The sequence below is a fragment of the Nostoc sp. DedVER02 genome (genome assembly GCF_034530675.2).
In the GTDB taxonomy this organism is placed as follows: domain Bacteria; phylum Cyanobacteriota; class Cyanobacteriia; order Cyanobacteriales; family Nostocaceae; genus Nostoc.
The window spans coordinates 1-5812 of sequence record NZ_JAVRCP020000073.1; the positions used below are offsets into that span (position 1 = coordinate 1).

At 42.9% G+C, this 5812-nt stretch carries 6 protein-coding genes; 2 read left to right on the forward strand and 4 right to left on the reverse strand.

What is annotated here, in order from left to right:
- Positions 1-153 precede the first annotated feature (153 nt).
- Positions 154-1176: an HNH endonuclease gene (locus RMZ41_RS31750; RefSeq protein ID WP_322644940.1), complete on the forward strand. Its 1023-nt coding sequence runs from the start codon at positions 154-156 to the stop codon at positions 1174-1176.
- 207 nt (positions 1177-1383) lie between these two features.
- Complete coding sequence (locus tag RMZ41_RS31755) at positions 1384-1599, forward strand: hypothetical protein (protein WP_322644941.1); 216 nt, start codon at positions 1384-1386, stop codon at positions 1597-1599.
- A gap of 57 nt (positions 1600-1656) precedes the next feature.
- Here the strand turns inward: RMZ41_RS31755 and RMZ41_RS31760 are convergent, their stop codons facing one another.
- From RMZ41_RS31760 to RMZ41_RS31775, 4 genes are all read right to left on the reverse strand, one after another.
- Positions 1657-2400, reverse strand: coding sequence for a 3-oxoacyl-ACP reductase family protein (locus RMZ41_RS31760; protein WP_322644942.1), 744 nt, complete (start codon positions 2398-2400; stop codon positions 1657-1659).
- 116 nt (positions 2401-2516) lie between these two features.
- Entirely contained in the window at positions 2517-4046 is a 1530-nt protein-coding gene (locus tag RMZ41_RS31765) for a tetratricopeptide repeat-containing serine protease family protein (RefSeq protein WP_322644943.1), read from the reverse strand.
- Positions 4039-4716 (reverse strand): serine protease, encoded by a 678-nt coding sequence (locus RMZ41_RS31770; protein ID WP_322644944.1) that lies wholly within the window; start codon positions 4714-4716, stop codon positions 4039-4041. The genes RMZ41_RS31765 and RMZ41_RS31770 overlap by 8 nt, the downstream gene beginning before the upstream one ends.
- Before the next feature lie 212 nt (positions 4717-4928).
- Positions 4929-5498: a COP23 domain-containing protein gene (locus RMZ41_RS31775; RefSeq protein WP_322644945.1), complete on the reverse strand. Its 570-nt coding sequence runs from the start codon at positions 5496-5498 to the stop codon at positions 4929-4931.
- Between the last annotated feature and the right edge of the window lie 314 nt (positions 5499-5812).

Below are 5812 nucleotides of genomic sequence, written 5' to 3' on the forward strand. Positions count from 1 at the left end.
ACTACAAACTTTTAATTACTAGCTTGACTAATAGCATTCCAAGTATCTGTACCTCATAGCAGCAGGAAGTGCTGTAATGCCGATGTAATTCTTAGCTTTGAGGGGAGAAGCTGAACTAAATACAAAATCTTTAAAACAACAGTTTACTAAAACATGAATTTCATTAACCAAGCACGAAATTTGGCAGATACGCTCAAAGATAAAGCGCAAGAAGCAGCAAATAATACAGCGAAGGAGGTAGAAGAAGTAGTTGATGGAATCAAAAATACTACTGTAGAGATTACTACCTCAAGTATTAATGTGATTACTAATCTACCTGCAACAGCACAGCAAGGTTTGCAAACAGTACAAAATATCAGTAAAGCATTTGAAACAACTGCTATTGGTGTGACTACTTCGAGCCTGTCCATAGCTGAGGCATTGCAAAACTTGCCGAGGACAGCAGCGGAATTAGCCGTAGAAATGCCCAAGATTGCATATAGATTGAGGTATCGTGCTGGTCTGAGAACTGGAGATTTACCTCGCTCTGATACAGATGTGATGAAGCTGTTTGAGAAAATTCCAGGCACATCAAAGCTGGGAGGAAATGAAAGGACTATCCGTGAATTCTTGAGCGATAAACATGGGAGCCATATTATTCCACGCTCCCAAGGTGGCTCAAATGGTGCTAACAATATTGTGTGGGAAGTGGGCGCTGATAATCTCCGTCGGGGAGCCGAAGTTATGACTGTTGGGGAGCAGTTTTATATTCGGGTCTACAATGCCGTAGATTCTATTATCTGCAATTCTGGAACAATTGCTAAATTGGGGATCACTGCTACAGGCACTACTATTCTTACCCAAGTTATAGTCACAGCGATTTCATACTCCTTGGATCTTTATCGGGGCGACATTACTGTTGAAGAGTATAAAAATTTAATTTTGGAAGCTGCAAAGGCAGCAGGTATTGCGACACCAATTGTTTTTCTGATCTTAGTGGCTGTATTGGCGTTATTTCCAGAATTTACAGTTATATTGTCAGCACCAGTGGTTGTTGCAGGATTCAACGCCTTATTTGGTATGAGTATTGCCATACCAATTATTCAGTCGCTACTCCGTCATGCTCAAGCTGGTGGTTTTGGCACAGAAACTGCTGATGCTTGCAGAAATGCGCTTGGCGGTTCTGCGCCTGCTTGAAATCTGCGACAAATTTTAACTGGAGTGCTGGTTTTAGCTTCAAGGCTAGTTTCGTCTGTCTTGACTCCACACTCCAGTTTTAGAAGGCTTTGCTATTTTCTGAGCCTGTTCAAAAGCTATTTGATTCAGGCATTCCACCTTACCAAGTCGCGTTTTAGCCAAGCCGCTTTTAAGATTGCACCAAAGAACCAATTGATTAACTAAGATTTGATTTGCTCTATTTATAAGCGATCGCACCCCATCAAATGGGAACGATGTTATGTATACCTAACACCCTGTCCTGACGAGGTTTTAAGTTTTCTTAGTGACATTCGATTTACAACCAATGGGGTATTCGCAGGTGGCTGCGATTTAACAGAGGCATTACAGCCTGCGATCGCAAGCAAGCAGGACTCCTCCAACGGCTATACGGTGCTGTTTTAACCAAATATATAAATGGTTTTGAGGGTTGATGTTTGCAATTCGCTACACCTGCGGCAGTTAGGCGCTAAACCCTCCATCAATCATTAGGTTTGCACCAGTGATGTAAGCTGCCTCAGACCCAGCTAGATAAGCGACCATCCCTGCAACCTCCTCAGCAGTGCCGTAGCGGGGCAATGCTAGCTGCTTTTTGATCATTTCGGCAAACTCACCCTCTGGGGGATTCATATCCGTAGCGATCGGCCCGGGCTGGACGTTATTGATTGTAATTCCACGCGGGCCAAGGTCACGCGCCAGCCCTTGCACAAGCCCTTGCAAAGCAGATTTACTCATGGCATAAACAGAGGCGCCGGCAAATGGGACACGTTCGGCGTTGGTGCTGCCAATGTTGATGATGCGTCCGCCTTCTTGCATATACTTGACTGCGGCTTGGGTTGCCACAAATATGGCACGCACATTAATGGCAAAGGTGCGATCAAAGTCCGCAAGGGTGAAATCTTCAATAGGAGCCAACTGCGCTACACCTGCGTTATTCACAAGGATATCAATGCCACCCAGTTTCTCTACTGTCTGTTCAACAGCAGCCACCACCTCACTAGCTTCAGCGCTGTTGGCTTGGATGTCCAAAGCCTGAACGCCGAGCGCCTGGACTGCTTCGGCGATTTCCTTGGCGCGATCGGGCGAACTGGTATAGGTGAAAGCGACATCAGCGCCTTCAGCTGCCAAACGCTTAACGATGGCGGCCCCGATACCGCGACTTCCTCCAGTGACAAGTGCGCGTTTATTTTTGAGTGTGTAGTTCATATTCGATACCGTCAATTAGAAATTGGATCGTTTGCTGTGTGTCTAATGGGTAAAAGCTGCAAATTCTGCAACAACCTAATCTACTCTTCTATATTTTTGTTGTGTTTTCCATACCCTTATAATTGAAGTTTTTTAATTAACTCTAATAACTGTTGATAATCATCTGTTTTCCCTTGTTCTAAATTGAGATTAGCAGCTTTTTGTAAATCCGCGATCGCACCCTGTTTATCTCCGAAGGTATAACGGGCAATCCCCCTACCAGTATAGGCTGGAGCCAAGTCGGGATTGAGTCGTAAGGCTTGGTTAAAATCAGCAATTGCTCCCTTCTTGTCTCCCAAATCAAAGCGGGCAATTCCCCGACTAGCGTAAGGTGGGGCAAGATTGGGATTAATTCGCAAAGCTGTAGTAAAATCTGTGATCGCTCCCTTTTTATCTCCCAACTGATAACGCGAAATTCCCCGTCCCCCGTAGGCTTCGGCATAGTTGGGATTAAGTTTCAATGCTTGGTTGAAATCTGCGATCGCTATTTTGCTATTATCCAAGCTATTATGGGCAATGCCTCGGTTATTGTAGGCAAAGACATAGTTGGGATTAATTTCTATGGCTCGATTATAATCTGCGATCGCACTTTTCTTGTCTCCCAAGGCAGAACGAGCTAGACCCCGGTTATTGTAAGAATCGGCATCTTGGGAATTAATTTTTATGGATTGATTATAGTCGTCAATTGCGCCTTGGAAGTCTCCTAAGTTATAGCGGGCAAGACCGCGATTATTGTAAGCACCGAGATATTTAGGATTGAGGCTAATTGCTTTAGTATAATCTGCGATCGCACCTTTAAAGTCTCCTTTATCGTATTTATCGCCACCTTGAATATAAAAGTTGTCTGCTTTCGGTGCTGTTGCTGTTGGTACGCTGGGAGGACTAACGCCTAAATCTACCCCAGCTTGAGTTGACATTCTCAAAAAGGTATTAACCGGAATGCCTAAATTAAAACCTGATTTGACATAAGCAATTGTGGAATTGATTTTTGAGGTTTCTATATCTGCTTCATCTGCTCTACCATGAATTCCTACCAATTCGCCTCTATCGTTCAGCACCGGGCCACCACTCATCCCCGGCAAAGTAACATTACTGTAGACCAAAGCATAACCATCACGCAGAGGCTTGGAAGCATTAGCAGTAATCCGTCCAGCGACGAAATTGTAAATTGTGCTAGAAATTGCGGCTGTGGCTTGTGGGAAACCAGCCACATAAGCTGTAGTTCCTTCTGTCGCTGCATTTGAATTGCCGATTTTAGCAACAGTGTAAGTTTGTTTGCTGGTAAACTGGACAATTGCCAAATCTACTTCAGGCAGCTTTTTCACAGTCTTGTAGTCGAGTGAATAACGCTGACCATCTGGAGTGACAATTTCATATTTAGCTTGAGTTTCGATTACGTGCTTGGCAGTGAGGACAATGTAAGTGTTTCCTTCTCGCTGAATGATGACTCCAGTACCCGAACCATTTTGATTGTCAATTAGTACGGTGATTGCTTTGGCAATTTTACCCACCTCATTTGAGGATAGGGCCACGGCAAATTGCGGTTGTACAAAGGTAATTGCTATTCCAATAATTGCTGGTGCGATCGCATCGTAAAATTTAATCATTCAAACTTCCTCCCTCATCACTCTTATTAGCCTGATTTAAAACGGGAGAATCTTTAGTTTTTGTAGATTTTGGTGTCATCTGCACAAGCTTTTCCATTGGTATAGCCCAACTTAGGCGAATAATCATCTGATGTAATTGTTCATCAGCCTGGGAGCCATCCTGAAAAACAGAAGGAGCATCCCACAGAGGATAAGCCTGCATTCCATTCACCCCCACAACTTCACCCTGACAATTCAACAATGGCCCTCCACTCATCCCCTTTTTGATATCGTTAGTATATCCAAGCTGATAACCTCCCTCTAAAGGTTTGGGTAGTACCAACGAAATTTTACCAGTAGCGAACGTCAAATTTTGGTTGTGAAAACCCTCCTCAGTCGCAGGAAAACCCGCTACAAATACCTCATCTCCGTGTTTAGGAGAAGATGCAAGGGATGCTACAGCATAGATTGCGCTGGTACTTTGAAATTGCAATAAAGCTAAATCATCTTCCCCGAAGTTCATATTTTGAGGATTAGCTGGATAAATGTTACCATCCGGTGTTTGAATGCGATAGGGGCGATCGCCTGCCTGTAACACATGAGCATTGGTTAATACTGTATAAATAGCACGTTTTTTTCGTAGTATAATTCCTGAGCCGAGAAAATCTGCTGATAAGATTTTGACAGTCATAGACTCTGCATTGTGAAAGATTTGCCCCGATTGGGAAATATTGCAATTAAGGCTTTTATCTGGGACAGAAATACTTTTAACTGGTGTCGATGCTGACAGCGTAAGGGATAAACTGGCAATATAAATAACCAGTATGAATTTATGCCAATCCATCTGAGTTTACAGGTAATTTGAAATTATTAGCGTATGCATAATCCCTCACAGACATTGCATCAAGGAGTATTACCTGAATCTTGATTCGACTCACTATTTAGCTCATCTGTAACGTTATTTAAATACACATCAAAATCAATATTGAGAGTGTCTCCACTGCTTTCATTCAATACACTTCCAGCTACTAAACCACGGCGATTTAATAACCTTCGCAGAGTAACTTTGGCATTACTACCACGCTTGAGAGTGAATAACAAACTGCTATCTGTACAAGGAGCATTTTCCTTAGTTGCAGCACATACAACTGGTTGTCCTCTCAGCGTCCCAGTCCTGATATACTTTAGCGTACCATTGTCATAGCTCCTTTGAAATCTGCGAGATACTTCTTGACAACGGCGCTCAACTGTCCACTCTTGCGAAAAATAGTTCTGAGAAGTCCATTTAATCATAGGCACTTTTCTACCATTTTGGGTACGAGCAAATGTTATGGATACACCATTACTCTTTCCACAGTAGAAAGTTGTCCCTTCAGCATAGCTAGGATGATTGATGCTTACAGTTGTGATAAATGTGGTCAGCGAAACTGTTGCGATTCCTATCAATTTTTGAGCAACTAACTTTAGTCTCATTATTAATGTGTGGCTTACTAACAAAACAGCAAATATATTACTAAAATCTTAAGACCTAATTGGCAACAAAGCCAATAGAATTCTCAGCTACATAAACAAATTCCGCCTGTATGGACTATAGAAAACTGAGGATTTAAAACCCATACACATGGCAATACTTGTCGGGTTAAGGGGAAAAGGGGAAGGTGGGGCCCACTCTGGGGATAAGGGGCGGGGGAAAAGGGAAAGAAAAAACCTTTACAGCACTTCCCGAAGTTATAAGGTACATTAATTGCTCGAATTATTGTTTGTCTGTGTTAATAGTCTGTCAAGTT

What these genes read in the sequence shown, in the direction of transcription:
- RMZ41_RS31750 (WP_322644940.1), top strand. Translation starts at nt 154, where the DNA reads ATGAATTTCATTAACCAAGCACGAAATTTGGCAGATACGCTCAAAGAT.
- RMZ41_RS31760 (WP_322644942.1), bottom strand. Translation starts at nt 2,400, where the DNA reads ATGAACTACACACTCAAAAATAAACGCGCACTTGTCACTGGAGGAAGT.
- RMZ41_RS31765 (WP_322644943.1), bottom strand. Translation starts at nt 4,046, where the DNA reads ATGATTAAATTTTACGATGCGATCGCACCAGCAATTATTGGAATAGCA.
- RMZ41_RS31770 (WP_322644944.1), bottom strand. Translation starts at nt 4,716, where the DNA reads ATGACTGTCAAAATCTTATCAGCAGATTTTCTCGGCTCAGGAATTATA.
- RMZ41_RS31775 (WP_322644945.1), bottom strand. Translation starts at nt 5,498, where the DNA reads ATGAGACTAAAGTTAGTTGCTCAAAAATTGATAGGAATCGCAACAGTT.